At 74.1% G+C, this 26,692-nt stretch carries 17 protein-coding genes and 2 tRNA genes; 9 read left to right on the top strand and 10 right to left on the bottom strand.

Annotation, left to right across the window (positions count from 1 at the left end; genetic code table 11):
* Nucleotides 1-302: 302 nt before the first annotated feature.
* Nucleotides 303-839 (bottom strand): MarR family winged helix-turn-helix transcriptional regulator, encoded by a 537-nt coding sequence (locus AVW11_RS29565; RefSeq protein WP_030856006.1) that lies wholly within the window; start codon nt 837-839, stop codon nt 303-305.
* A 124-nt stretch (nt 840-963) separates the two neighbouring features.
* On the opposite strand from AVW11_RS29565, the gene AVW11_RS29560 reads away from it, so the two are divergent.
* Nucleotides 964-2,247 carry an MFS transporter gene (locus AVW11_RS29560; protein ID WP_076046535.1) on the top strand — a complete coding sequence of 428 codons (1,284 nt, stop codon included), beginning with the start codon at nt 964-966 and terminating at the stop codon, nt 2,245-2,247.
* 83 nt (nt 2,248-2,330) lie between these two features.
* Here AVW11_RS29560 and AVW11_RS29555 read toward each other — a convergent pair whose 3' ends face one another.
* Both AVW11_RS29555 and AVW11_RS29550 read right to left on the bottom strand, forming a co-directional pair.
* Nucleotides 2,331-4,133 carry an ATP-binding SpoIIE family protein phosphatase gene (locus AVW11_RS29555; protein WP_076046533.1) on the bottom strand — a complete coding sequence of 601 codons (1,803 nt, stop codon included), beginning with the start codon at nt 4,131-4,133 and terminating at the stop codon, nt 2,331-2,333.
* A 135-nt stretch (nt 4,134-4,268) separates the two neighbouring features.
* Nucleotides 4,269-5,699 carry an NAD(P)/FAD-dependent oxidoreductase gene (locus AVW11_RS29550; protein ID WP_030856003.1) on the bottom strand — a complete coding sequence of 477 codons (1,431 nt, stop codon included), beginning with the start codon at nt 5,697-5,699 and terminating at the stop codon, nt 4,269-4,271.
* Nucleotides 5,700-6,032: 333 nt separating this feature from the next.
* Here AVW11_RS29550 and AVW11_RS29545 point away from each other — a divergent pair, with 333 nt between their 5' ends.
* Nucleotides 6,033-6,800, top strand: a complete 768-nt coding sequence (locus AVW11_RS29545; RefSeq protein ID WP_060180095.1) for a TetR/AcrR family transcriptional regulator — start codon at nt 6,033-6,035, stop codon at nt 6,798-6,800.
* A gap of 276 nt (nt 6,801-7,076) precedes the next feature.
* Nucleotides 7,077-9,125: a sigma-70 family RNA polymerase sigma factor gene (locus AVW11_RS29540; protein WP_076046532.1), complete on the top strand. Its 2,049-nt coding sequence runs from the start codon at nt 7,077-7,079 to the stop codon at nt 9,123-9,125.
* Between the two features lie 14 nt (nt 9,126-9,139).
* On the opposite strand, the gene AVW11_RS29535 is transcribed toward AVW11_RS29540, so the two are convergent.
* A complete protein-coding gene (locus AVW11_RS29535) occupies nt 9,140-12,472 on the bottom strand; it encodes an AfsR/SARP family transcriptional regulator (RefSeq protein ID WP_076046531.1) in 3,333 nt (1,110 codons plus the stop codon).
* Between the two features lie 76 nt (nt 12,473-12,548).
* Entirely contained in the window at nt 12,549-13,055 is a 507-nt protein-coding gene (locus tag AVW11_RS29530) for a MarR family winged helix-turn-helix transcriptional regulator (RefSeq protein ID WP_076046530.1), read from the bottom strand.
* Nucleotides 13,056-13,197: 142 nt separating this feature from the next.
* Between AVW11_RS29530 and AVW11_RS29525 the strand changes: the two genes are divergently transcribed.
* A complete protein-coding gene (locus AVW11_RS29525) occupies nt 13,198-14,466 on the top strand; it encodes an MFS transporter (RefSeq protein WP_076046529.1) in 1,269 nt (422 codons plus the stop codon).
* 111 nt (nt 14,467-14,577) lie between these two features.
* Here the strand turns inward: AVW11_RS29525 and AVW11_RS29520 are convergent, their stop codons facing one another.
* Complete coding sequence (locus AVW11_RS29520; protein ID WP_107277727.1) at nt 14,578-16,773, bottom strand: asparagine synthase-related protein; 2,196 nt, start codon at nt 16,771-16,773, stop codon at nt 14,578-14,580.
* A gap of 630 nt (nt 16,774-17,403) precedes the next feature.
* Here AVW11_RS29520 and AVW11_RS29515 point away from each other — a divergent pair.
* From AVW11_RS29515 to AVW11_RS29500, 4 genes are all read left to right on the top strand, one after another.
* Complete coding sequence (locus AVW11_RS29515) at nt 17,404-19,155, top strand: NsdA family TPR-like regulatory protein (protein ID WP_076046528.1); 1,752 nt, start codon at nt 17,404-17,406, stop codon at nt 19,153-19,155.
* Between the two features lie 29 nt (nt 19,156-19,184).
* Entirely contained in the window at nt 19,185-20,417 is a 1,233-nt protein-coding gene (gene lhgO, locus AVW11_RS29510; protein WP_206281936.1) for an L-2-hydroxyglutarate oxidase, read from the top strand.
* A gap of 209 nt (nt 20,418-20,626) precedes the next feature.
* Nucleotides 20,627-21,373, top strand: a complete 747-nt coding sequence (gene trmB / locus AVW11_RS29505; protein ID WP_107052217.1) for a tRNA (guanosine(46)-N7)-methyltransferase TrmB — start codon at nt 20,627-20,629, stop codon at nt 21,371-21,373.
* Between the two features lie 43 nt (nt 21,374-21,416).
* Nucleotides 21,417-22,835: a PrsW family intramembrane metalloprotease gene (locus AVW11_RS29500; RefSeq protein ID WP_076046527.1), complete on the top strand. Its 1,419-nt coding sequence runs from the start codon at nt 21,417-21,419 to the stop codon at nt 22,833-22,835.
* Here AVW11_RS29500 and AVW11_RS29495 read toward each other — a convergent pair.
* A complete protein-coding gene (locus AVW11_RS29495; protein ID WP_060180102.1) occupies nt 22,744-23,745 on the bottom strand; it encodes a M23 family metallopeptidase in 1,002 nt (333 codons plus the stop codon). The genes AVW11_RS29500 and AVW11_RS29495 overlap by 92 nt on opposite strands.
* 389 nt (nt 23,746-24,134) lie before the next feature.
* Nucleotides 24,135-24,208, bottom strand: a tRNA-Met gene (locus tag AVW11_RS29490).
* A 302-nt stretch (nt 24,209-24,510) separates the two neighbouring features.
* Here AVW11_RS29490 and AVW11_RS29485 point away from each other — a divergent pair.
* Nucleotides 24,511-25,779, top strand: a complete 1,269-nt coding sequence (locus AVW11_RS29485) for a hypothetical protein (RefSeq protein ID WP_076046526.1) — start codon at nt 24,511-24,513, stop codon at nt 25,777-25,779.
* Between the two features lie 74 nt (nt 25,780-25,853).
* On the opposite strand, the gene AVW11_RS29480 is transcribed toward AVW11_RS29485, so the two are convergent.
* On the bottom strand, nt 25,854-26,369 hold the full coding sequence (locus AVW11_RS29480) for a GNAT family N-acetyltransferase (protein WP_076046525.1): 516 nt from the start codon (nt 26,367-26,369) through the stop codon (nt 25,854-25,856).
* 108 nt (nt 26,370-26,477) lie between these two features.
* Nucleotides 26,478-26,550, bottom strand: a tRNA-Lys gene (locus AVW11_RS29475).
* Nucleotides 26,551-26,692: the final 142 nt, after the last annotated feature.

The raw sequence follows: 26,692 nt of genomic DNA, 5'->3' as shown, positions 1-26,692 counted from the left end.
TTCGTTCTGCTGTCTTGCGTTTCCGACTCTATCAGACTCTTTCGGGCCTGACCCCCAGTCAGCGGGGTTTGGCTTCCGGGCCGTTGGGCCCTTCCGACTCCCCAAACTCTAGTGGATTTCCCCGGCGATTCATAATCGGCCCTCGGAAAGGAATTCGGGCACGCCGAAATCTTTCCCAGTGGGAGATCGTGCTGAGTTGGGTGCCGCAACGAGGCGGCTGATGTGTTGTCGCCGAAACCTTCCGGCTCCGGGGCAACTCGAAGAACCTTACGGACCTGGGGCGGCTGTGTCAACCGCGGTGGTCAGCTGGGCGACTGGAGGTCTTCCACCCGGTCCAGCAGGCGCGTGAGCATGTCGCCGAGCACCCCCCGCTCCGCCGTCGAGAGGTCCTGGAGGAGGTCCTCCTCGAAGACCGTCGCCGCCCGCATCGCGTCCAGCCACTTGCTGCGGCCCTCGTCGGTGAGCTCCACGATCACGCGGACCCGGTTGGACTCGTCCCGTTCACGGGTGACCAGGCCTTCCGCCGTCATGCGGTCGATCCGGTGCGTCATCGCCGCCGGCGTGAGGCCGAGCTGCTTGGCGAGCTCGCTGGGGCCCATCCGGTAGGGGGCGCCGGAGATGACCAGGGCCTTGAGGACCTCCCACTCCGCGTTGCTGATGCCCAGGGCCGCGGTCTGGCGTCCGTACGCGACGTTCATGCGGCGGTTCAGGCGGCTCAGCGCCGAGACGACCTTCTCGACCTGGGGGTCGAGGTCCTGGAATTCGCGCTGGTAGACGGCGATCTGCTCATCGAGGCTCGGCTCGGGGACGGACGTCGTGCCGTCGGGGGTGTCACCCATGCGTCGAAGTATGGCACGAGCGCGTTGGCGTCTAACTCCTTCGGTGTGTACTGTTAAGGATCGAAGTTTAGGTATGAAGTCTTCAGTCTTCAGTTATCACGGCAGGTGAGAAGTGACCAAGGTGATGGGCGCTGCGATGCGGCGGATCCAGGCCGGTAACGCGCTGACCGCGTTCGGCATCGGCTTCACGGTTCCGTTCCTCTACATCTATGTGGCGCAGGTGCGAGGTCTGGGCTCCATGGCGGCCACGAGCGCGTTCGTGGCCTTCGCCCTCGGTGCTCTCGTCGCGCTGCCCTTCACCGGTCGGGTCATCGACCGACGTGGTCCGGTTCCCGTGGTCATGGGTGCGGCCGTCACGGCCTCGGCGGGTGCGCTCGCGCTCGGACTCTCCACGGGGATCGTGCCCATCCTGCTGTCCGCGCTGGCGCTCGGCGCCGGTCAGGCCGTGATGCAGCCGGCCCTGGCCACGATGATCGTGTGGTGTTCCACGCCGTCCACCCGGACCCGTGCCTTCGCCCTCCAGTTCTTCATGCAGAACCTGGGTCTGGGCATCGGCGGCCTCCTCGGCGGTCAGATCGTCGACGAGAACCGGCCGGGCAGCTTCACCCTGCTGTTCGGCATCGAGGCCGTGATGTTCCTGGTGCTGGCGGGCGTCGTCGCCACCGTGCGGCTTCCGCATGTGCCGGCCATCAAGGACGCCCTGCCGAAGGACCCGGCGCAGACGGGTGGCAGCGGCTGGAAGCCGCTGCTGCAGCACAAGGCCATGGTGCAGCTGTGCGTGCTGGGCTTCGTGGTGTTCTTCGCCTGCTACGGACAGTTCGAGTCGGGTCTGGCCGCCTTCGGTACGGAGGCTGCCGGGATCTCCCCCTCCACGCTCGGTTTCGCCCTCGCCGCCAACACCGGTGCGATCGTCGTCGCGCAGTTCGTCGTGCTCAAGCTGGTCGAGAAGCGCCGCCGGTCGCGGGTGATCGCGCTCGTCGGGCTGATCTGGACCGCGGCCTGGCTGATCGCCGGCTTCTCGGGGCTGGGCCACGGCGGCGCGATGATGGCCGCCGCGGCGTTCATCACCACCTACGCGCTCTTCGGCATCGGCGAGGCCATGCTGTCGCCCACCCTGGCCCCGCTGGTCGCCGATCTGGCGCCCGAGGGCTCTGTGGGCCGGTACAACTCGGCGTTCGCACTGGTCAAGCAGATGGCGCTGGCGCTTGGGCCGCTCGGGGTGCCGCTGGGTGCGGGTGTTCCGATGCTCTACATCGCGGTCTTCGTGCTCGTGTCGCTCGGGATCGTCGGCCTGGCGCTGCGGCTCGGCAAGGGGCTCACACCGATGCAGGACAACCCGGTCGTGGCGAGCAGGGTCGTCGCGCAGGGCGGTCCGGCCGTCGCGGTGAAGGAGCCCGTGCACGCGTAGCCGTGCGGCACCACGCGTGGTGCCGCACAGGGAAGGCCCCGGTCCGTACGGACCGGGGCCTTCCCTGTGTCCGGATGCTTCGGCTACCGGTCGGGCAGGGCGAACTCGCACCAGACGGCCTTGCCGCCACCCGGCGTACGACGCGAGCCCCAGGAGGAGGCGATGGTGGCGACGATAGAGATGCCGCGGCCGGTTTCGTCGGCCGGTTCGGCGCGGCGGCGGCGCGGCAGGTGGTCGTCGCCGTCGGTGACCTCGATGATCAGTCGGCGGTCGGTGCGGCGCAGCCGGAGGCGCATGGGCGGGGTGCCGTGCTGGAGGGAGTTCGCGACGAGCTCGCTCGCCGCGAGCACCCCGAGGTCGCACAGCTCGACGGGGAAGCGCCAGGAGGCGAGGACGCCCTGGGCGAAGGCCCGGGCGCGCGGGGCCGCCTCGATGCCGCCGAGGAGTTCCAGGGCGGCGTTGTGGAAGAGCTCGGCGTCGGCGCCGCTGCGGGCGGGCTGCTGGAGCACCATCACGGCGACGTCGTCGTCGTGGTCGGCGTCCACGCCGAGGGCGCGCATGAGGCGGTCGCAGATGACGCTGGGGGTGCCCTGCGCTCCGGCGAGGGCGCGTTCGAGTGCGGCGACGCCCTCGTCGATGTCCTCGCCGCGTCGTTCGACCAGGCCGTCGGTGTACAGGACGGCGGTGGAGCCGGGGCCGAGCGCGATGGAGCCGGAGGTGTGCAGCCAGCCCCCGGTGCCGAGGGGCGGGCCGGTGGGGTCGGCGGCTCTGCGTACGGTGCCGTGCTCGTCGCGGACCAGGATCGGGAGGTGGCCGGCGGAGGCGTACGCGAGCAGGCCCTCGTTGGGGTCGTGGACGGCGTACACGCAGGTGGCGATCTGGCTGGCGTCGATCTCGGCGGCGAGGCCGTCGAGGAGCTGGAGCACCTCGTGCGGGGGCAGGTCGAGGCGGGCGTAGGCGCGGACGGCGGTGCGCAGCTGGCCCATGACGGCGGCGGCGCGGACGCCGCGGCCCATGACGTCGCCGATGACGAGGGCGGTGCGGCCGGCGCCGAGGGTGATGACGTCGTACCAGTCTCCGCCGACGGCGGCCTCGGTGCCGCCGGGCTGGTATGTGGCGGCGATGCGCAGGTCGTCGGGCTGCTCCAGTTCCTGGGGGAGCAGGGAGCGCTGGAGGGTGACGGCGGCCTCGCGCTGGCGGCGTTCGCTGGCGCGCAGGCGCTCGGCGGCCTCGGCGTGGTCGGTGACGTCGGCGAGGTGGATCAGGACGCCGGCGTGGTGGGCTTCGGCTTCGGAGGCGGTCCCGGTCCCGGTCCCGGTCCTGGGGAACTCGACGGGGGTGCAGGTGACGGTGTACGAGCTGGCGCCGCCCAGCGCGGTGCGGTTCTTGGCGGTGCGGGGCTTGCCGCTGCGCTGGACCTGGTCGAGGAGCGGGAGGAGGCCGAGCTCGCCGAGTTCGGGGAGGGCCTCGTGGGCGGGGGCGCCGGGGGTGCGGGCGCCGAAGCCCGCGGTGTAGGCGTCGTTGACGTAGGCGACGCGGTGCTCGGGGCCGTGGACGAGGGCGACCAGGGCGGGGAGCCGGTCGAGGACCTCGCGTACGGGGAGCTCGTCGAGGGAGGGCACGGCGGTGAGGACGCCGGTCCGCTGGGCGGGGGTCGTGCCGGTGGCGGTGCCCGGGCCGGTTCCGGTTCCGGTTCCGGAGACCGTGGAATCTGCGGGGTGGCCGTCGGCGGGCGTGGACCGCTCCGCTCCGGGATCGGCGCGGCCGCCGCGGGCTGCCGGGACCGCGCCTTCGCCCCGCTTGGCCTGGGCTGCGGCGTGTTCGGTCCGGGCTGCGGCGCGGCGCTGCGTTCCGGGGAACCGGGCGCTCCAGCGCGTGAAGTTCACTGCGTTCAAGCCTCGTGGTGTCGCGAGTGGTCGCTGTGTCGCTCGTGGGCGGTCGCTGACGGGACGATGTCACTCTGTGCAGGTGTGAGCACACCTATGGTCACACGTCCAGTGTGGCCGACCGCACTGACAACGTCAGCCCTGGCCGTTCTGCGGGGGGTTGGGGGCGAGGGGCGGGGGAGGTGACTTGGGGCCGCCGCCTGCGGCCAGTTCGAATTCTGCCCTGGGGTGTTCGAGTGAGCCAAGGGAGACGATCTCACGCTTGAAGAGGCCGGAGAGGGTCCATTCGGCAAGTACGCGCATTTTCCGGTTGAAGCTCGGGACGCGGCTGAGGTGGTATGCGCGGTGCATGAACCAGGCCGGGTAGCGCTTGAGCTTGCGCCCGTAGACGTGGGCGACGCCCTTGTGCAGGCCGAGGGAGGCGACCGAGCCGGCGTACTTGTGGGCGTACTCGGTCAGGACCTCGCCGCGCAGGGCGGCCAGGAGGTTGTCGGCGAGGACCTTGGCCTGGCGGACGGCGTGCTGGGCGTTGGGGGCGCACTCGCGGCGGGGCCCCTCGGCGTCCGGCGGGGCGGTGATGTCGGGCACGGCCGCCGCGTCGCCCGCGGCCCAGGCGTGCTCGACCCCCTCGACGGTGAGGAAGGAGGTGCAGACGAGGCGGCCGCGCTCGTTCTTGGGGAGGTCGGTCGCGGCGAGGACCGGGTGGGGCTTGACGCCGGCGGTCCAGACGATGGTGCGGGTGGGGAAGCGGGCTCCGTCGCTGAGGACGGCCACGCGGTCCTCGCAGGATTCGAGCCTGGTCTCCAGACGGACGTCGATGTTGCGGCTGCGCAGTTCGCGGACCGTGTAGACGCCCATCTCGAGGCCGACCTCGGGGAGGATCCGGTCGCTGGCCTCGACGAGGACCCACTTCATGTCCTCGGGCTTGATGTTGTGGTAGTACCGCGCCGCGTAGCGGGCCATGTCCTCCAGCTCGCCGAGGGCTTCGACGCCCGCGAAGCCGCCGCCGACGAAGACGAAGGTGAGGGCGGCGTCGCGGAGGGCGGGGTCGCGGGTGGAGGAGGCGATGTCCATCTGCTCGATGACGTGGTTGCGCAGGCCGATGGCCTCTTCCACGGTCTTGAAGCCGATGCCGTAGTCGGCGAGGCCCGGCACGGGGAGGGCGCGGGAGACGGAGCCGGGGGCGAGGACCAGTTCGTCGTACTCGATCTCGACGGGGCCGACGCCCTCGTCCGCGGTGGCGAGGGTATTGACGGTCGCGGTGCGCTTGGCGTGGTCGATGCTCGTGGCCTGGCCGATCACGATGCGGCACTTGCCGAGGACGCGGCGCAGGGGGACCACGACGTGCCGCGGGGAGATCGCGCCCGCGGCCGCTTCCGGGAGGAAGGGCTGGTACGTCATGTACGGCTCGGGCGTGACCACCGTGACCTCGGCTTCTCCCGCTCTGAGCTTTCGCTGGAGCCGGAGCGCCGTATACATGCCGACGTAGCCGCCGCCGACGATCAGGATGCGCGTGCGGGGCGGGGTACCGGGGGCCGTGCCCCGGGAGTTAGCAGCCTTCACCATCCCATGACGCATCGTGGCCGGGAGTTTGTCCACAGGCCCGGCACATTGTGTGACCGGTGGGGGCCCTGGGGCGGGGCGGAAGAGGACCTCCGGGGGTGGTGGAAGTTCGCAGGTCAGAGCAGACGGAGAGGGAGGTTCCGGGGGTATGGAACGGAAAAGTGGGGGTGAATGCTCCGATCGGGCGGTGGTCCGTCCGGGGCTGCCTCTTCTGAATTGACTCTGGCTCAACTATGTTCGTATCTCGTCGAGGACCGGGCCTGAGACCGTGGCCCCCCTCGGCGTGAAGGCGGGGAGTGTCTCCGGGGGGAGACAAATGATTACCGGGGGATACATATGAACATTTCCGATTTCCATGGTTCTGCGACCGCTCTTTCGGTCGAGAGCAGCGGTCGTGCCCTGACGAACGCGACCACGCACGGTGTGGGTCGGTCGACGCCGCTGCGCGTCGATGCCCAGCGCAATCTGGAGCACGTGCTGCGCGCGGCCCGGGAGGTCTTCGGCGAGCTGGGCTACGGGGCTCCGATGGAGGACGTGGCGCGCCGCGCCCGGGTCGGTGTCGGCACGGTGTACCGGCGGTTCCCGAGCAAGGACGTCCTGGTGCGGCGGATAGCCGAGGAGGAGACGGCCCGGCTGACCGAGCAGGCCAGGACCGCTCTGGGCCAGGAGGAGGAGCCGTGGCAGGCGCTGTCGCGCTTCCTGCGCACCTCCGTGGCATCGGGCGCGGGGCGGCTGCTGCCGCCGCAGGTGCTGCGCGTCGGCTCGGCCGCTGAGGAGGCGGCCGAGGAGGCGGAGGGGGCGCGGGTCCCGCACCAGCGCCAGGCGGCCGAGGCTCCGGGCCTGCGGGTCGTGGGTGCGACGCGGAACTCGGCGGAGGACGAGCCGTCGGACGACGCGGGCGCGGGCGCGCTGCTGGAGGTCGTCGGCCGGCTGGTGCACCGGGCACGGGAGGCCGGCGAGCTGCGTGCCGATGTCACGGTGGCCGATGTGCTGCTGGTGATAGCGACGGCGGCGCCCGCGCTGCCCGACCCGGCGCAGCAGGCGGCGGCTTCGACCCGGCTGCTCGACATCCTGCTCGAGGGGCTGCGTTCCCGGACGGTGTGAGCTCGGACGGTGTGAGCTCGGACGGTGTGAGCTCGGACGGTGTGAACTCGGCGGTCCGGTACCGGCTCCGTGCGGGGCGGTACCGGACGGGAACAGGGTCGGGCCGGGTCGGCACCCGGGTGGCGGGGGCCCGTTGGCCCGGGTGGCGGCCTGTTCGGTGGCGCGTCGAAATCTGCCCGGACGGGTGGATGGTGCCGAGAGGGGTCCGACGCGTGTCCGCCATGTGACACGCTTGATCGGTGTACCGGTTGAGCGTGTCGTGCGGGGGCTTCCGCGATGAGCATTGACGGGCGTGAGGAGTCACCCGGTGGCGCCGGAGGCGAGACCGAGGTAGGCGGTTTGCCCGCCCGGCAGGTGCCGGCCCAGCGCGAACCGGGCGGGCGGCACGCCCGTCCGGCCGGCTCCTCCGGTCCGGTCGGTGCCGGGGCCGAGCTGCCGCCGTCCGACGGGGACTTGATCGCCCGGATGCGGGCCGGCGACGACGGGGCGTATGCGGAGCTGTTCCGTCGCCACGCCGACGCCGTACGGCGCTATGCGCGGTCCTGCTGCCGGGACGGGCACACCGCCGACGACCTGACCGCCGAGGTGTTCGCGCGGACGCTGCAGGCGGTACGGGGCGGGGCCGGGCCGGACCAGTCGGTGCGGGCCTACCTGCTGACCACCGTACGCAGGGTCGCTGCGGCCTGGGCCAAGACGGCCCGGCGGGAGCATCTCGTCGAGGACTTCGCCGTCTTCGCGGAGCAGGCGGCCACGCGCACCGACGGCGGCGCCGGGATGTCGGGGCTGGGGGACGACACCCTCGAACTGGGCGCGGATGTCCGGGCGATGCGGGAGGCCGAGCAGTCGCTGGCCGTGCAGGCCTTCCGGAGCCTGCCCGAGCGGTGGCAGGCCGTGCTGTGGCACACCACCGTCGAGGAGGCGTCGCCGAGTGCGATCGCGCCGCTGTTCGGGCTGAGCGCCAACGCGACTGCGGTGCTGGCCAGTCGGGCCCGGGAAGGGCTCAAGCAGGCCTATCTGCAGGCACATGTGAGTTCGGCGCTGAGCGCGGGCGGCGACTGCGCTCGGTACGCGGACCGGTTGGGCGCCTACGCGCGCGGCGGGCTGCGGATGCGGGCGGAGCGCGGGCTACGGGGGCACTTGGAGGAGTGCCCGAAGTGCCGGCTGGCCGCCGGGGAGCTCAAGGACGTCAACGCGGGCATCCCCGCGCTGCTTCCGGTGGCGGTCATCGGGTGGTTCGCCGCCGGGTACGCGGCCAAGGCCGCCGGTGTGGTGGCCGGTGGGGCCGTCGCCGCGGGCGGGGCCGGAGCCGCGGCCGCCGCCGTGGGCGGCGCTGTCGGCGGGGCCGGGTCGGCCGCCGCGGGCGGGTCGGCCGGCGGGGCCGGGGCCGCGGGGGGTGCCGCCGGTTCCGGGGCAGGGGCTGGGGCTGCGGGGGGTGCTGCGGGCGGGGCCGGCGGCTCCGGGTCCGCGGTCGGGGGTGCTCTGGCGTCCGAGGGGCTCGGGCTCCCGGCCAAGGCCGCCCTTGCCGCCGGTATCGCGGTGGCGGCCGCCGCCGGGGTGGTGTTCGCGATGGCCGGGGACGAGCCCGCGCCGCAGGCCCGGGCGAAGCCCGCGCCTAGCGTGGCGGCACCGGCCGCGCCGAAGGCACCCGTCTCTCCGTCGCCCTCGGCGCAGCCGAGCCCGCCCGAGGAGGCGGGGCCGCCGCCCGCGCGCACCTCCGCGGCGCCGTCGCCGTCGCCGGAGCCCACGCCGTCGGCCTCGGCCTCCCCGTCCCCGGCTGCGCCGTCCGCGTCCCCGTCGCCCTCCCCCGGCCGGGAGGAGCCCGCGCCGACGCCGTCCCCGAGCACGCCCTCGCCGAAGCCGACGACTCCGTCGCCCGTCCCGAAGCCGCCTGAGTCCTTCCGGCTGGCCGCCCTCCCGTACTCGGTGCAGGGAGACCACAGCGGCCCCGAGTTCCAGACCTGGCGCAGCAGCTGGGTGTGGCAGCGCTGGGGCCTGCGGGTGGGTGACCGCCGGTTCGCGCAGGGGATCACCGTGAACTCGCGTTCCTCGGTGGAGATCGCCCTCAACCGCCGGTGCACCGGCTTCTCGGCGTGGGCCGGGGTGGACGGCCTGTCGCTGCTCACCGACGGGTCGGTGCGGTTCTCCGTCTACGCCGACGGGCAGCGGCTGTGGCAGTCGGGGGCCCTGGGGTACGAGGATCCGCCGACGCCCGTCCAGGTGTCCCTCGCCGGGCGCACGTCGCTGCGGCTGGTGGTGGAGCAGGCCGGTCCGGGTCGTCTGCCGACGCTGGCGAGCTGGGCCGACGCGGTGATCGCCTGCCGGTGAGCGCCCGCTGGTGATCAGTCGGCGGTGAGCGCCGCGACGAGCCCGGCCGGGGTGAGCGCGGCGCCCGCCGCCTCCTCCCGCGCCCAGCGCTCGGGGCCGAGCAGCGCGCGGGTGCGCTCCGGGAGGCCGGCCACGACCTCCGACTCGGGGACGGAGCGGGGCAGGCCCGCGCGCCAGGCGGTGGCCGCCGCGAGGGCCCGTACGGCCTCGGCGGGGCGGTCGGCGTCGGCCAGGAATTGGGCCGCCGCCTCGGCGATGCCGGCCAGGACGCGCTCGGCGCACCGCCCCTCGACGGCGGCGCTCAGGGCGGGCCCGATCAGGGCCAGTGCGGCGGCCGGGCCCTTCTCGCGTGCCGTGATGACGGCGTCGACGGCGTCGAGCCCGGCGGTGAGCTGGGCCGGCACGGTGATCCGTTCGCTCTGGGCGCGGGCGAGCCCGCACTCGGCCCGGGCACGGACGGCGTCGCCCCGCTGGAGGGCGAGCAGTGCCGCGAGGAGCCGGGCGTAGGCACTGACGTCGTACACGCCGCCGTGCTGGTCGGCCTCCTCGTCGGCCTCGGCCAGGAGTCGCTCGGCGTCGTCGAGGTCGCCCGCGCTGTAGGCGGCCTCGGCGATCCGGGCGATCGCGAAGGGCGCCTCGACGTGGGCCCCGACCTCGCGGGCGAGGCGCAGGCACTCCTCGAACGCGGTGCGGGCCTCGGCGTACCGGCCGCGGGAGAGGGCGACCTCCCCGGCGGCGCTCGCGACCTGGGCGCGTGTCCAGCGGTCGCCGACGCGCTGTGCGATCTCCTGGAGTTCGGCGAGGTCGGCGTCGACGGTGGGCAGGCCTCCGGTCATGTCGATGGCGACATGGGTGCGCAGCATGAGGACGACGCCCAGTTCCCATGCGCCGGCGTGGCGGCGGCAGTTCTCGACGGACTGGTCCAGGTCGGCGTGGAATTCGAGGACGTCGCCGGTGAGGAAGGAGGTGGCGGGCCAGAGGATTCCGGGGAAGAGCGCGGTCTCGGGGGAGCCGTGCCGGAAGGCCGTCTTGATGCGGGCGGCGAGGTCCCGGTACTCGGGGGTGCGGAACTTCTCGGCGGAGTTGCTCTCGGCGAGCAGGAACATGTCCAAGACCTGCAGGCGCATGCGGCGCCAGTAGGCGGGCGTCCCCTCGGGCGGTTGGGCCGGGGTGAGGGTGAGGATGCGGGTGGTCCACTCGGCGCCCTCGCCGCGGTAGTTGCGCAGCCACCAGAACCAGCCGAGGGCGAAGGCGAGGCGCTGCGCGGATTCGGTGTCGGCCTCGTCGACGGTCGTGGTGTGGAGGGCGGCGCGGAGGTTGTCGAGCTCGGTCTCGACGAGCCGGATCCAGGGGAGCTGGGCGGCGGACCGGATGAGGGGTTCGGCCTGCTCGGCGAAGGCGAGGAAGTGGGCGGCGTGGCGGCGGCCGGTGGCCCGGAGGTCGGCCGGTCGGGCGGCGGCGCGTTCGGCGGCGTACTCGTGGATGGTTTCGAGCATGCGGTAGCGCATGCCGTGGCGCTCGTACGGCTCGGCCAGGACGAGGGACTTGTCGACGAGGGAGCCGAGGGTGTCGGCGACGTCGGGGCCGGTCCCGTCGCCGCAGACGGCTTCGGCGGCGGGGAGGTCGCAGCCGCCCGCGAAGACCGACAGCCGGCGCAGGACGGTCCGCTCGGCCTCGTCCAGGAGGTCCCAGGACCAGTCCACGACGGCGCGCAGGGTCTGCTGACGCGGCAGCACCGTACGGGCGCCGCTGGTCAGCAGCCGGAAGCGGTCGTCCAGCCGGTCCGCGATCTGCCGGGGCGTCAGCAGCCGCAGCCGCGCCGCCGCCAGCTCGATCGCGAGCGGCAGCCCGTCCAGACGGGCGCAGATCTCGGCGACGGCGGCCGGGTCCTCGTCGACGGTGAACCCGGCGCGGGCCGCCGCCCCGCGGTCGGCGAAGAGCCGGTGGGCGGGGTCGGGCGGCAGGGGTTCGACGGGGCGGACGGTCTCGCCCGGGATGCCGAGGGGTTCGCGGCTGGTGGCCAGGATCCGTACGCCGGGGCAGTGGGTGAGGAGGCGTTCGGCGAGCCCGGCGGCGGCTTCGACGACGTGCTCGCAGTTGTCGAGGACGAGCAGCAGGCTGCGGTGCGCGCAGTGCTCGACGAGGCGGGTCGCAGGGTCGGCGGCGGCCGTCGGGGCCGGGGTCTCGCGGGCGACGAGGGAGTTCTCGCGCAGGCCGAGGGCGCTGAGGACCGCGCCGGGAACGGCGGCGGGGTGGTCGAGGCGGGCGAGTTCGACGAGCCAGCCGGGCTCGGGGTGGGCTGCGGCGGCATGCTCGGCGAGGCGGGTCTTTCCCGAACCGCCGGGGCCGGTGAGGGTGATGAGGCGCAGCCGGGCCAGATCGCCGTGGAGGGCCGCCAGCTCGGGCTCGCGGCCGACGAAGGAGTTCAGGCGGGGGCGGAGGTTGCCGCGGGGCGCCAGGGCCTCCGGGCGGGAGGCCGGGGCCCGGTGGACGGGCCGGTTCGCGGGCTGCACGGGCCGGTTCGACGGAGTCTGCGGGGTCTGCGGCGGCTGCGGGGTCTGCGGGGCCTGCGCTGCCGACGCGGACTGCGGCGGCCGGGGCGGCTGCGGCGGCCGGGGGCGGAGCAGTTCCGCGTACAGGGCGGTGAGTTCGGGCCCGGGGTCGGTGCCGAGGTCGTCGGCGAGGGCGCGGCGCGTGCGCTCGTACGCGGCGAGAGCGTCGGCGGGACGGCCGGCGGCGCGCAGGGCGCGCAACTGCTGGGCACGCAGCGGTTCGTCGTACGGGCTCTCGCGGACCAGTGCCTCGATCTCCGGCAGGAGCAGCGCCGGGGCGGTGGCGCCGCTGAGCAGGTCCGCCTCGATGCGTCGGCGCAGGGCGGCCGAGCGGCGGGCCTCGGGCGCGGCGGCGTGCGCGGTACGGGCGGGCTCCGCCAGGTCGGCGAAGGCCGGACCGCGCCAGAAGGAGAGGGCGGTGCGCAGGGTGCGGGCTGCGGCCTCCGGATCGGCGGCCAGTTCCCGGTCGCCCTCGGCGGCGAGCCGGGTGAAGCGGTGGAGGTCCACGTCGTCGGGGGCGGCGGCGAGGAGGTAGCCGCCGGCGGGGGCGGCGTGGACGGTGTCCCGGCCGCCGAGGGCGCGGCGGAGGCGGGCGACGAGCGCCTGGAGGGCGGCGGGGGCGTCCCGGGGCGGAGTGTCGCCCCAGACGTCGTCGACGAGTTCGGCGACGGAGACCGGGCGGCCGGCGCGCAGGGCGAGCGCGGCGAGGAGCGCGCGCAGCCGGGCGCCGCCGATCGGGAGGGGGGCGCCGGTCTCGTCGTGTGCCTCGGTGACGCCGAGGATGAGGTACCGCACCCGCCAATTCTGCCTGTATGCGCGGTGGGTGGCGGCGGCAGCCGGGGAGGGGCCCTGGCGGGCGGGGGCCGGGGCCTCAGGTGATCGAGGTGTCCCCGCCCGCTTCCAGGAGGGTGCGCAGGGCCTGCGCGAGCGTGGCGCAGGTGGCGGGATCCAGCGGGGCGAGCAGTTCGGCGTAGTGGCGCAGGTGGTCCTCGAACAGCGACTCGGTGAGCGCGATGCTCTGCTCGGTGAGCCGGATCCGGACGGTGCGGCGGTCCTGTGCGTCCCGCACCCGTTCGACCAGCCCCTTGGCCTCCATGCGGTCGATGCGGTTGGTGATCGCCCCCGAGGTCACCATGGCGGCCGGGATGAGGGCGCCGGCGGTGAGCGCGTACGGGGGGCCGCTGCGGCGGAGCGTGAAGAGGATGTCGACCTCGCCCACCTCCAGGTCGCGTTCGGCCGCGAAGGCCTTGAGGTGCTTGTCGAGGATCCGGTTCATCCGCTGGATCCGGGCCAGGACCTCGACCGGCCACAGGCCCGGCGCCAGCTCGGGGCGCTCCTGTGTCCACTGGCCGATGATCGCGTCCACCGCGTCGCTCATGCCGCCTCCTCTTCCGCGGACGGGGCCGTCCGCCTCCACAGAGAATATCTCAACGTTGAGAGACTTGACGTTGAGAGGACTGCCCTGATTTTATCTCAACGTTGAGATTCTGAGCATTGAGATGAATCGAGGGGGCGTCACCATGACCACCACCACCGCCGAGCCCGAGGCCCCCGCCCCGGCCCGGCCCCGCGACCGATCCGCCCCCGCCCCCGTCCCCGTCCTGTGGCTGGCCCTGCTCGCCACGCCCGTGGCCGCCGCGGCCAACGCCCCCGTGCTGATCCTCCCGGACATGGCCGCCTCCCTCGGGGTGGGCACCTCGACCGCGACCTGGCTCGTCGCGGCCTTCGCCTGGGCCACGGCCGTCTCCATCCCCCTGCTCGCCGGGCTGCTGCGCCGACGCGGCCTCGCCCCGCTCCTCCGACTGTCGGCCGCCCTCCTCCTCGGCGGCACCCTGCTCGTCGCCGCGTCCCCCTGGCTCCCCGCGGCCCTCCTCGGCCGGGCCGGGCAGGCCGCGGGCGGCGCCGGCCTGGTGGCTGCCGCGATGAGCCTGGCCGGCTCGGCCCGCCGCATGGGCGTGATCAGCGCGGGCTTCGGCATGCTGGGCGCGTCCGGCCCGCTGCTCGGCGCGCAGCTCTCCCACGCCGTGTCGTGGCGCCTCGCGCTCTCGGTGTCCCTGGTGTCTCTGCTGGCGGTGCCCGCAGTGAGCCGGTACGCAGCGGCCCCGACCGCCACCGCAGCCACCACCCCCACCGGCGCCGGCGCAGCGCAGGGCGGCCGGTTCGACGCACGCGGCGCCGGGCTGCTGACCGTGCTGGCCACCGCCCTGGTCCTGCTGCCCCACGCGCCGGCCGTGGCCCTCGGCTCCGCGGTCGTCGCCGCCGCGCTCCTCGCACACCACGTACGGCGCCGGCCCGACGGCTTCGTCCCGGCCGCCCTGGTCCGCAGCCCGCTCTTCGCCGGCTCGGCGCTGCTGGCGCTCGCGCTGTCGACCTCGTACTTCACCCTGCTGTTCGCCGTGCCCCGGCTGCTCGCCGACCGCGCGGGCTGGGACGTCACCGCCGCCGGCACCGGTCAGCTCGCGGCGCTGCTCACCGGTTCCGCGCTGTCCTGGCTGCTGGCTGCGGGCTCGGCGCGCATGGGCCGGACGACCGTGCGCACGGTGCTCGTCGTGATCGGCACGCTGGCCGCGGTGCTCACGGTGTTCGCGAGCTGGGGGCCGCTGCTCCTGGCGGCGACCCTCGGCGCGGTGTTCGGCGCGACCGGCGCCAACGCCGTGCTGTCGGTGCAGGCCGCGTCGAGCGCCCCCGCCCCCCAGCGCCCGACGGCCATCGGCCTGTTCACCCTCTGCTACCAGCTGGGCGGCGCCTTCGGCCCGGCCATCGCGACCGCCCTCGTCCTCGGCTCCTGAACCAGCGCCGCCAGGCAGAGCGCAAGCTCCACATGCAGCACAACCGCCGCACGCACCACAGCCGCACCCGCCACCGACGCCCTACGCGCCGCAGCGGTCGGCAGTCGGCGGTCAGGACAGCGCCGGGCGGTGCACGGGGACCCCCTCGGGCACCGCCCGGCGCCGCGCCGCGGAGGTACCCGTCCAGCAGGTGCCGCGCCGGGCCAGCAGCCGGTGCAGCCACAGCTCCATGGAGACGAGTTCCGCGAGCCCGTCCAGGGGGACCGGTCGGCCCTCGGCCGCGTCGAGCAGCGCCTGCCGCACCACCCGGGCCTCGATCAGGCCGGCGTCCGCGAGCAGCGGGGCGGCGAAGAGGTCCAGCAGATCGCTCAGGGCGGCGCGCAGCCCCAGCCTGGTCGCCGTCTCGTTCGGCGCGTGCGCGGTGGCGCCCCAGCCCGGCGGGAGCTCGCGCACACCCGCCGAGTACAGGACGCTGCGCAGGATCTCCGCCCGGGCGCCGGGCTGCACGCGCAGGGATTCGGGCAGGGCGCGCGCCGCCCGTACGACCTGGTTGTCGAGGAAGGGGGCGTGCAGGCGCTGGCTGCGGACCTCCACGGCCTGCTCGAAGACCCGGTGGTCGGCGGCCCGGCGGGCCAGCACGGAACGGGCGCGGGCCTCCCCCGGCCGCAGCGACAGCGGGGGCCGGCCGGCCGCGGCCGACAGCCGGATCGATACTTCCGCCAGCGCCTCCCCCGTCAGCCAGCCCGCCGCCGGACCCGGCCGGGACCAGGTCAGGGCCGCGAGGGAGGCGTCCACGGGACCAAAGGCGCGCTCGGTGGCCCCGCCCTCGCGGAGCCGGACCGCGGCCGCCTCCATGCCGGCGCGGTACGTCGTACGGGCGAGCCGGCGGGCCGCCGAGTACACGGTGAGCGGCACCAGCAGGGACTCCCCTGCCGCGCCGGCGGCGGAGGCCGAGCGGGCGAGCGCCGCCACCGGGCGCAGCAGGTGGCGTCGGCGGCGGTCCATCAGGAGGTCGGCCATGCGGGCCGGGTGGGCGTCGAGGACCTGCCGGGCGCCGTGGCCGGTGAAGTGGTCGGCCGCGCCGGCGGCGAGTCTGCGCCGCTCGCGGGCGGCGAAGACCAGCGAGGGACCCGGTTCGTCGGTGAGCGGGCCGTCCAGGTCGGTGTACGGGAGGGCCTCGGCCGCGGCGGCGACCACCACGTGGTGCAGGCGCGGGTCGGCCGCGACGGCCCTGGCGCGTTCCAGTTCGTCCTCGCGCCCCTGCGGGGTGGCCAGGTCGTTGAAGGTGACCGCCAGCAGCCGGGCCCCGGCGGGGCTGGTGAGGCTGCCCGGCGCCCCCGGCAGGCCGGCCGCCAGCAGGGCGAGTGTCGCGGAGGCGCTGCCGCCGGACAGGTCGGCGCCCACCCCGGGGGCCGGGGCGCCGCGGGCCGCGCGCCGATCGGCCGGTCCCATACCGGGCACGGGGCCGGGATCGTACGGTGGCAGGGTGTCGGGAGCATGCCGCGGAGCCGTGAGCCGGGCGCGCACCGCGTCCACCAAAGCTTCCCGTACGCCCTCCACCGCCCGGTCGGCGTCGGCCTCGGGCGCGGCCACCGCGAGCGAGGCCACCTGTTCGTAGCCGGTGATCTCGCGGGAGCCCTCGCGCAGGATGAGGGCGTGCCCGGGCGGGATGCGGCGGACCCCCGCGTACGGGGTGCCGTCGCCCAGCGCCTCCGGGCTGTCGGGGCAGGCCAGCAGGGCGGCGAGGTGGCCGATGTCGAGCTGCGCCTCGATGAGGTCGGCGAGGGGGAGCGCGGCGGTGGCGTACGCGGTGCCGCTCGCCCAGGGGGTGTAGAAGACGGGCCGGGCGCCCGCGAGGTCGCCGACGACGGTGATGCGGCGGCCGGCCTGGACCACGGCGGTGTAGCTGCCGGACCACTGGGTGAGATGGCGCAGCGCGCCGCCGCGGGCCGCGTAGAGGGCCCGGCGCAGCTCGGCGTCGGTCGCGCCGCAGCAGCCGAGCACGGCGAGCCGGGTGAAGGGGTCGGCCGGGTCTGCGGTGACGGTGCGGATCTCGTCGGGGCGCCAGTCGCCGACGGCCCAGAGCGGGTCGGGATCGCCCCACAGCAGCTGGGCGCCGACCGGGTGGACGGTGCGTTCCGCGTCCGCGCCGGGGTCGGCCGCGTGGGCGGCGTCCGCGATGCCGCCGTGCGGGGGCGCGCCGCCCGGGCCGTACCCGCCGGGGCCGTGGCCGGGTTCCTGGCCGGAGACACGGCCGGCCGTGCCGAAGCTCGCGGCGATACTGCTCCACCCCACCAACCAGCGCACCGCCGCCTCCCCAGCCTGTGGGCACATGACCGGGGCACGGGCAGCACGGACAGCGCTGAGGGCGCGGCCGGCGGGACCCCGGTGGCTCGGGTCCATGCTGCCACGGGACAGGCGTGCGAGAGGGGTTATAGGGGGCGCACACGCAAACGAACACGCCCCGGCCACGCGGTATTTGGCGTTCCGTTCCCACCGCCCCATAGGTCGCTTTCGGCCATTCTTCGGCCGCCTGGAGAGCCGTCGCGCGGTGTCGGCGCCCGGCGCGCGGGCGCGGTCCGGGAGGCGGAATCCGCCCCCCGGACCGTTCCGCCACCCGCGGGGATTGAGGTAGCGGCATCCCCCGGCCCACCCGGTTCACGCAGCGGGCCGACCCACGCACCGCACATCGAATCGCCGGGCCCGCGGACCGGCCAGAGCGCACGGGCGGGCGCACGGCCACACGGGCGGAGCACGCGACGAGACGTGCGCCCCCGCCGCCTGCCCCGGGCCGGACCGCGCAAACGGACAACAATCCCGCCATACGGAAGTAAGGGCCTTAACGCTTGGGAGGCGGGGAACTACGCTGGGTTTACGAAATGCCGGGCGCCTATGCCCCGGCGGCGTATGCGTTCCGCGTGTGACGAGGGGTGGCGCATGTCCAGGGAGCTCCGCGAGCCCAATGAGAAGCTCGGCGCCGTCCTCGCCCTCGCGGGCATCAGCAACGCCGGGCTGGCCCGGCGCGTCAACGACCTCGGCGCGCAGCGCGGCCTGACGCTTCGGTACGACAAGACGTCGGTGGCCCGGTGGGTGTCGAAGGGGATGGTGCCGCAGGGCGCCGCCCCGCATCTGATCGCCGCCGCCATCGGCGCGAAGCTGGGGCGGCCGGTGCCGCTGCACGAGATCGGCCTGGCGGACGCGGACCCCGCGCCCGAGGTGGGCCTGGCCTTCCCGCGCGACGTCGGGTCGGCCGTGCGCTCGGCCACCGACCTCTATCGGCTCGACCTCGCCGGGCGGCGCGGCGGTGGCGGGATCTGGCAGTCGCTCGCGGGCTCGTTCTCCGTGGCGGCGTACGCGACGCCCGCGTCGCGGTGGCTGATATCTCCCGCCGACGGCTCGGTGGCCCGGGAGCCGGCGGGGCAGGGGAATTCCGCGGGTCCGGCGGGCGGACCGGCGCACCACCGGTCCGCGGCTGCGACCTCCTCGGCTCACGAAGCGGCTCACGACGCCGCTCACGACGCGGCCCGCCATGCTCCGGTTCAGGACGCACCTGCCCAGGACACACCTGCTCAGGACGCATCGGCGCGCGACCTCCCGTCACCCCGGCCTCCGGCGTCCGGGACGGCGGCGCCCGGCCCCCGGCCCGCCCCGGAAGGCCGTACGACCGGGCCCGCCACAGGCCCGATGACAGCACCGGCAGGCCGCACGGCAGGCCCGCCGTCCACCGTTGTGCCCGCGCAGCACGGACCCGAAACGCCGCGCGACCACGTGCAGCGCGTGGGCCACAGCGACGTGACCAAGCTGCGCGAGGCCGCCGAGGACGCCCGCCGCTGGGACTCCAAGTACGGCGGCGGCGACTGGCGTTCGTCGATGGTCCCCGAGTGCCTCCGGGTGGACGCGGCACCGCTGCTGCTGGGCTCGTACACGGACGAGGTGGGCCGCGCCCTGTTCGGCGCGACGGCCGAACTGACCAGGCTGGCCGGCTGGATGGCCTTCGACACCGGCCAGCAGGAGGCGGCCCAGCGCTACTACATCCAGGCGCTGCGCCTCGCCCGCGCGGCCGCGGACGTGCCGCTCGGCGGCTACGTGCTGGCCTCGATGTCCCTCCAGGCCACCTACCGGGACTTCCCGGACGAGGGCGTGGACCTCGCGCAGGCCGCCGTCGAGCGCAACCGCGGCCTGGCGACGGCACGCACCATGAGCTTCTTCCGGCTGGTCGAGGCCCGGGCGCACGCGAAGGCGGGCGACTCGGCGGCCGCCGGAGCGGCCCTGCGGGCCGCGGAGGGCTGGCTGGAGCGGTCCCGCGAGGGCGACCCCGATCCGACCTGGCTCGGCTTCTACTCGTACGACCGTTTCGCGGCGGATGCGGCGGAATGCTACCGGGACCTCAAACTCCCCAGGCAGGTCAGGCGCTTCACCGAGCAGGCACTGTCCCGGCCCACGGAGGAGTACGTGCGTTCCCACGGGCTGCGGCTGGTCGTCAGCGCGGTCGCGGAGCTGGAGTCGGGCAATCTCGACGCGGCGTGCGCGGCGGGCACCCGGGCCGTGGAGGTGGCGGGCCGGATCTCCTCGGCGCGCACGACCGAATACGTACGGGACCTGCTGCACCGCCTGGAACCCTACGGGGACGAGCCGCGCGTCGCGGAGCTGCGCGAGCGGGCCCGGCCGCTCCTGGTGGCTCCGGCGTAGACCCGCGTGGCCTCGTTGTCGGTGCGGGGGTGCAGTATGCAGGGGTGGGAGGTATCGGCGTGGGCGGTGGCGTGGACTGCGATGTGCTGGTGATCGGCGGCGGAATCGTCGGCCTGTCGACGGCGCACGCCTTGTCGCGCCTGGCTCCGGGTACGAGGGTGATCGTCCTGGAGAAGGAGTCGGGCCCGGCCCGGCACCAGACGGGCCGCAACAGCGGCGTGATCCACAGCGGCATCTACTACCGCCCTGGCTCGCTGAAGGCGCGCTTCGCGGTGAGCGGCGCCGCGGAGATGGTGAAGTTCTGCGCGGAACACGGGATCCCGCACGAGGTGACGGGCAAGCTGATCGTCGCCACCGAGCGCGAGGAACTGCCCCGGCTGCACGCCCTGGTCCAGCGCGGCCGGGAGAACGGCATCCCGGTGCGCGAGCTCGGCCCGGCCCAGATCACCGAGTACGAGCCGCAGGTGCAGGGGCTGGCCGCGATCCACGTCGGCAGCACCGGAATCGTGGACTACGGGCGGGTGAGCTCCCAGCTCGCGGAGTCCTCGGGCGCGGAGACCGTCTACGGCGCCGAGGTGGACCTGATCTCGCGCCGCGCGTCCGCGGTGGCCGTGCGCACCACGTCCGGCCTGGTCTTCCGGGCCCGGATGCTGGTGAACTGCGCGGGCCTGCACTGCGACCGGATCGCCCGCCTGGCCGGCGACGAACCGGGCATGCGGATCATCCCCTTCCGGGGCGAGTACTACGACCTGACCCGCCCGGACCTGGTCCGCGGCCTGGTCTACCCGGTACCGGACCCGGCGTTCCCCTTCCTCGGGGTGCACCTCACCCGCGGCATCGGCGGCGGCGTCCACGTCGGCCCCAACGCCGTGCCGGCCCTGGCCCGCGAAGGGTACGACTGGTCGACCGTGCGCCCGCGGGACATCGCGGACGAGCTCGCGTGGCCGGGTGCCTGGCGGATGGCCTCCCGGCACTGGCGGTACGGGACGGGCGAGATCCACCGCTCACTGTCGAAGCAGGCCTTCACCCGGGCGGTACGCCGCCTCCTGCCGGCCGTCACGGCGGCGGACCTGCAGCCCGCCGCGGCCGGGGTCCGCGCCCAGGCCGTCCTGCGGGACGGCACCCTGGTGGACGACTTCCTGATCCGCGACGCCCCGCGCACGATCCACGTCCTCAACGCCCCCTCCCCCGCCGCGACGGCCTCCCTCCCGATCGGCCGCGAAATCGCCACCCGCGCCCTGCGAACCCTCGGCTCGGCCTGACCGGCGCGACGAGCCGTTCAGGCGGTTGCCCGCAGGCGCCGGGGGGCGGGGGCAGGGCCGGGGGTGGCGGCGACGCCCGGCAGGGACCACCACCCCCGTCGTAGAATCAGCGCATTGTGTCTGAGTCCCTGAACCCCCCGCCGCCCGCCGTCCCGGACGCCCCCGTCGCCGACTACTCGGCCGACCCCGCGCCGGAGGCGAACTCGTACGTGCCCCCGAAGTGGCGCACCGAGCCCCGCTTCCCCGACGGCCCCGCGCCGGACCCGGCCGGCTCGCACCACGAGCGGCGGATCCGGAGCTTCCAGCCCCGGCGCAGCCGGGTCACCACCGGTCAGGGCGAGGCCCTCAAGCGCCTGTGGGGCACGTGGGGCCTGGACATCGACGGCCACTCGGTCATCGACCTCACGTCGCTCTTCGGCGGCCTCCCGGTCGTCCTGGAGATCGGCTTCGGCATGGGTGAGGCCACCGCGCAGATGGCCGCCGCCGACCCGGCCACCGGCATCCTCGCCGCCGACGTGCACACCCCGGGCCAGGGCAACCTCCTCGCCCTCGCCGAGCGGGGCGGGCTCGACAACGTGCGCGTCGCCAACGGCGACGCGATCATCCTGCTCCGCGAGATGCTGGCACCCGACTCGCTCGCCGGGATCCGCGTGTACTTCCCGGACCCCTGGCCCAAGGCCCGCCACCACAAGCGCCGGCTGATCCAGCCCGACTTCCTCACCCTCGCCGCGACCCGCCTGGCACCGGGCGGCGTACTGCACTGCGCGACCGACTGGGAACCGTACGCCGAGCAGATGCTCGAAGTCCTCACGGCGCACCCCGACTTCGAGAACACGCAGCCCGACGGCGGCTACGCCCCGCGGCCCGACTTCCGGCCGCTCACCCGCTTCGAGGGCCAGGGCCTCGACAAGGGCCACGTCGTACACGACTTGCTCTTCCGTCGCACGGAGAACTGACAACGTCACCGCGCGTGTCCGGGCGGATCGCTAGGGTCATGATGTGTTCCGAGCGCTCCGCCCCGTTCTCGCGCGTCCGTCCGGCACGGTCCGCACGTGCGTGCTCCTCGTGCTGCTCGCCGCCACCGGCATCGCCATCCTGGAGCTCGTGCGGGAGCAGACCGGCACGCCGGGCTTCTTCGTCGGCCTCGGCCTGGCCCTGCTGCCGGTGGCACCGCTCATGGCGGCCTTCCGATGGCTGGGCCGGGCCGCGCCTGCGCCCTGGTCCCAGTTGCTGTTCTGCTTCGGCTGGGGTGCCTGCACCGCCGCGCTGATCGCCATACTGGCGAACAACTTCGCCACCCAGTGGATAGCCGCGGCGACCGCCGATCCCTCGGAAGCGGACCAGCTGGGCTCGGTGGCCATCGCCCCGGTGGTGGAGGAGAGCGCCAAAGCGGCCGCCCTGCTGCTGGTGTTCGTGTTCCGAAGACGGCATTTCACCGGTCCCGCCGACGGTTTCGTGGTGGCCGGCTTCACCGCCATCGGCTTCGCGTTCACCGAGAACATCCTTTACCTCGGCAACGCCTTCGTTCAGGACCTCGCCGACGGCACCGGCGTCCTGGACTCGGTCACCGCGGCGACCTTCTTCGTACGGATCGTGCTGTCGCCGTTCGCGCACCCGCTGTTCACGGTGCTCACCGGGCTCGGTTTCGGCGCGGCCGCGGTCAGCGCGCGCCGTTCTCGCCGGATCTGCCTGCCGCTGCTCGGCCTGGCGCTGGCCATGGGGCTGCACGCCCTGTGGAACGGTTCCTCGCGTTTCGGGGACCACGGCTTCTACGTCGTCTACGGCTGCGTGATGGTCCCGCTGTTCGGGCTGCTGGTGTGGCTGGCCGTGCGGATACGGCGCGGCCGGCTGCGGACCGTCGCCGGGGAGCTCGCGCTGTACGCGGCCGCGGGCTGGCTGGCTCCCGCCGAGGTGCCCGCCCTGGCCTCGATGCCGGCCCGGTCGCTGGCCCGTTCGCTGGCGCGGCGCAGCGGGGGCCGGGCCGCGGGACGTGCGGTCGCCCGGTACGAGGCGGACGCCGTCGCCCTGGCGCTGCTGCGGAACCGGGCACGCCGCGGGGGTCCGCTGCGTGAGGCGGACTTCGCCCGCCGGGAGCGGGAGTTGCTGCACCGGCTGTGGCAGCGCCGCGCGACGGCGGGACCGGTCCTGGCCCGGGCGGCGGTGATGGAGGACCTGCTTCCGCCCTGCGGGGACCTGTGGGACCCGTGGGACCCGTCGGACCCGTTGAGGGTGTCGGGGCCGGTCGACGGGGCGTGGCGGCCGGAGCCGGCGGCCGGCCCGGCGGGTGTTCCCGGGCCCCGGCCGGAGGTGCCGCCCGAGCCGTCCGTCAGACGTTCAGGCCCTTGGACTCCAGCCACGCCAGCGGGTCCACCGTCGATCCGCCCTTGCGTACTTCCAGGTGGAGATGGGGTCCGGTGACGTTCCCGGTGGCGCCGACCCGGCCGATGGTGTCGCCGGCGCCGACCGGGCCCGAGGTCACCGACATCGAGGAGAGGTGGCAGTACCAGACCTCCGTGCCGTCCTCGAGCTCCAGCACGATCCGGTAGCCGTACGCCCCGGACCAGCCGGCCGAGGTGATCTTCCCGGCGCCGACCGCCTTGACGGGGGTGCCGGTCGGCGCGGCGAAGTCGAGGCCGGTGTGCTGGCCGGAGGACCACATGGAGCCGGAGACCCCGTAGTGCGAGGTGAGGGTGTAGGCGGAGGTGGGCAGGGACCAGCTTCCGGCCGATGCGGCCGCACGCTCCTGCGCGGCCTTGGCCTCGGCGGCCTTCCTGGCGGCTTCCGCTTCTTCGGCGGCCTTCGCCTCGGCCTGGGCCTTGGCCTCCTCGGCCGCCTGACGGGCTTCTTCCAGCTTGTCCTTGGCCTCCTGGGCCGCTGCTTCCCGCGCGAGGCGTTCGGCTTCCGCACGGGCCGCCGCCTCGGCGGCCCCCTGCTGCGACTCGGCCTGCTGGAGGATGCGGTTGCGCAGGACCTCGCCGGCGTCCGCGCCGCGCTCGGCCTGCTGGGCGATGATCCCGGCCGCCTCGCCGCGCTCGGCTTCGCCCTGGCGCTCGTTGCCGCCGGGCATCAGGTCGGGGAGGGAGGGCATGGATATGGCGACCTGCGGACGGTCCTGCGCGGTGGCGATGCCGCCGGCGCCGACCGCGGCGATGACGCCGACGCCGAGCACGGTGGAGCTGCGGGCAAGCCCCCCGCGCTGCTTGGCGACCCGGTGCTTGCCCCGGACCGGACGGACCGAGTCCTCGGTGGGGTTCCACTCGCCCCAGGCACCCGCGGTGGGCGGCTCCTGGATCTCGATGCCTTCAGAAGCAGGCGAGTTGGAGGCCACGGGGGCACACTCCTCATTGACACGCACGCGCACGGTGCCGTCTCTTGCGACGGCCGGGACGACCGCGCTGCGTTATCGAAAGGTAATAGAAGTGAGTGAGTGATTCCAAGCTGTTGCGCTTGATCGTTCCCACCAATTGGCCACGCCCTGGCTTGCTTTGGCCACCCCTTTTCAACGCAAAGGGGGTGCAACTCGGGCAAAAATCAAACGTTTAGCCCATCTCCTCAGCCACAAAGCCGAAATGACTGACCTTCAATCAGCTCGCGCAGTGCGCCTGTTCCGTCACCCATCGTCACGCGCAGTCGCGGGTCGCACGGGGGGCGGGCGCGAGGGGGTGCCCGAACACGACGAAGGCCCGGTTCCCAAGGGAACCGGGCCTTCGCCTTCAGTAGCGGGGACAGGATTTGAACCTGCGACCTCTGGGTTATGAGCCCAGCGAGCTACCGAGCTGCTCCACCCCGCGTCGGTGAACACAACTCTACGCCATCCGGGAGCGGCCCTCCGCCAATTACTCCCCCACCCGCCCCCGGATCGACATCACCGCAGGTCAAAGCCCTGAAACTGGTCCCGAACAAGCCGCCCTCAAGCAAGATCATCTCTGTTGCACGGCGGTGACACCGCAGGGATGGTTCCGCGATCGGTTCCGGGTGAAGATTCATCTGTCGCCAGGGCCAGGGGGAAGCACGGACCGGCCGGACGACACAGACCACACCCACCGGCTCGGCGCTCTGCCGACGCCCTCGTGATTCCCGGGGGGAGTCCACCATGTCCGTTCGCACCGCAGCCGCCATCGCAGTCGTCGCCGGCGTTGTCACCACTCTGCTGCCGCTCTCGGCCACCGCCGCGTCCGCCGCCGCACCCGCCGCCGACGACCACGCCGTGCTGCGCACGGAGATGGGCGCTCCCGTCCCCGGCGGCCCGCTGACCCGCGGCGGCGCCACCGAGACCTTCGACCTGACGGTGAAGAACCCGACCGGCAAGGCCGTCGAGTACAAGCCGTGGATGCTCCTCGACCCCACCGGTCCGAGCCGGCTCGACGAGCACGACATCGTCTTCAAGGTCGAGGCGGTCGACGCCCCGGCCACCACGTCCGGGATCGGCCGGCAGGACGGCGAGTGGCAGGGCCTGTTCTCCCCGTCCGCCAAGGAGCCCGGCGAAGGCTTCGACATTCCCGCGAACGGCCGGATGACCTGGAAGGTCACCATCGGCCTCGGCGCGAACTACCCCACCAACAACGGTGACTTCAACCTCACCGCCGCCAGCTACAACAACTCCGTCGCCCCCGGCGGCGCGGACTCCCACCTCTTCAAGGTCGACCCGCAGATCAAGACGGGCGAGCTGAAGACATGGTTCAAGCAGGTCAGTTCCGGCAAGGACGGCCAGGAGCAGCGCGCCTACCTGGACCTGAACCACCAGGCCACCGGCGACGGCGCGTTCGCCACCGCCCTCGCCACCAGCCTGACCCTCTCCCACCCGGGCGGGCAGGACGCCGACTTCCGGCTCCAGGCCCTGATCGACGGCCGGTGGCAGGACCTGAAGGCCGAGGACAGCCGCTACGAGCTGCCGCGCATCGCCAAGGGCTTCGGCGCCGCCTCCGGCGTCCACACCCAGCCGCTGCGCCTCAGCCTGGGCAAGAACACCAAGCTGACGAAGCGCACCACGATCACCATGGAGGCCGAGGTCCGCCAGGCCGAGGGCAACACCTGGCCCGTCAAGAACGCCTCGGTGCAGTTCCCGCTGGCCCCGATCACCGAGCCGGCGCCGACCGAGCCGACCACCAACCCGACCACCCCGACGACCACCACCCCGTCCCCGTCCGCGACCCCTTCCTCGACCGCCACCTCCGCCGTCCGGCAGGCCGTCGCCACCACCACGGGCAACTCCGACGTGACGACCACGGGCTCCTCCACGGGCTCCCTGGCCACCACCGGCGCCGGCTCGTCCACCGGCCTGTACGCCGGCCTCGCCGCGGCCCTCGTCGCGCTCGGCGCGGCCGCCGCCTGGCTCGGGCGCCGCCGCCGCACCAACGCCTGATCGCACCTCCCCACACCCCGAAGCGCCCCGCCCGATCCCACGGGCGGGGCGCTTCACGTCGCGCGCGCATGCCCTCAGACGGCGGCCGGTTCGCGGTGGCGGGTCAGGACACGGGTGGTGGAGCCGTCGTCCTCGCGCACGTCACGGACGTGTACGAAGCCGATACGGGTCAGCAGGGCAAGGGAGGCGGTGTTGGCGGCGGCGACCGTGGCGTGCACCTCGGGCAGGCCGAGGCCGGCGAAGCCGTACGCGACGACCGCCTCCGCGACCTCGGTGCCGAGGCCCGACCCCCAGGCCTCGGGGGCGAGGGCGTAGATGATCTCGTGGCCGTCGACCTCGTCGGTCCGCTTGATCTCGGCGTGCCCGACCAGCCTGCCGTCCCTGCGCACGGCCCAGACGTCGAAGAGGTCCTCGGCGTAGACCTTCGTGAAGACCCGCCCGAACAGGGCGCGGTCCTCCGCCTCGGTGGCGGGGCCGTCCCCCATCCACCGGGAGACGCGGGTGTCCTGGAAGAGGGCCACGAAGGCTTCCTCGTCCTCGGGCGTGTACGGGTCGAGCAGCAGGCGTTCGGTACGCAGAACCGGAGTCACGGCGGCGACGCTACCCGCCGCCGGGCCGGGGCTCACCCGGTTTACGGCCCGGCCCCGGACATGGCACAGCGCCCCGTCCGCGGCGGGCGGACGGGGCGCTGGGAGCGGTAGGCCATGTCGGACTCGAACCGACAACCAACGGATTAAAAGTCCGCTGCTCTGCCAATTGAGCTAATGGCCCTCCGGGTGCTCACCCCAGAGCATAGCCGGACAGCGCCGGTCAGCCGATCGGGTATCGACCGACCGGCCTGTCGGCGTCAGTTCAGGGGCGCGCCGGCGGCCGGCCGCCGGTCGGGGGCCGGGTCATGGAGACCGTCCCCGAC

Source organism: Streptomyces amritsarensis, from assembly GCF_001953875.1.
In the GTDB taxonomy this organism is placed as follows: Bacteria; Actinomycetota; Actinomycetes; order Streptomycetales; family Streptomycetaceae; genus Streptomyces; species Streptomyces amritsarensis.
Note: the sequence above shows the minus strand (reverse complement) of the source record. Positions and strands in the feature narration are given on the sequence as shown.